The sequence below is a fragment of the Herbidospora sp. RD11066 genome, assembly GCF_054661255.1.
Window position 1 is genome coordinate 1 of record NZ_BAAGDO010000077.1, and the last position, 310, is coordinate 310.

The window sequence follows — 310 nt, forward strand, 5'->3', positions numbered from 1 at the left end:
TGTGGACCAAGGAGGTGGCGTGAGTATTTGGGTTCCTGAGACCGCGTGGCCTGCGACTTAGGAAATGTGGAATTTGAGAGTCGCGAGGATATGTTGGAGTGCATCAGGAAAGCAGATAACACAGAGCTTGGTGGCAGGAAGATAAGACGAAAGTCGGATCGTAGCCATGTCGTTCTGTGAGCCAAGGAGTTGGCGTGAGTATTTGTCTTCCTAAGACCGCTTGGCCTCCGACTTGTAGCCATGTCGTTCTGTGGGCCAAGGAGTTGGCGGGGGTAGTTGTGTTCCTAAGACCGGCTGGGGCGCGGATTGT

The 310-nt window shown here is 53.9% G+C and carries 1 protein-coding gene; it reads left to right on the forward strand.

The genetic code is table 11. From position 1 onward, the window contains the following. The first annotated feature begins 66 nt into the window (after window positions 1-66). Window positions 67-180, forward strand: a complete 114-nt coding sequence (locus ACYQ78_RS39400) for an RNA-binding protein (RefSeq protein WP_459806106.1) — start codon at window positions 67-69, stop codon at window positions 178-180. Window positions 181-310: the final 130 nt, after the last annotated feature.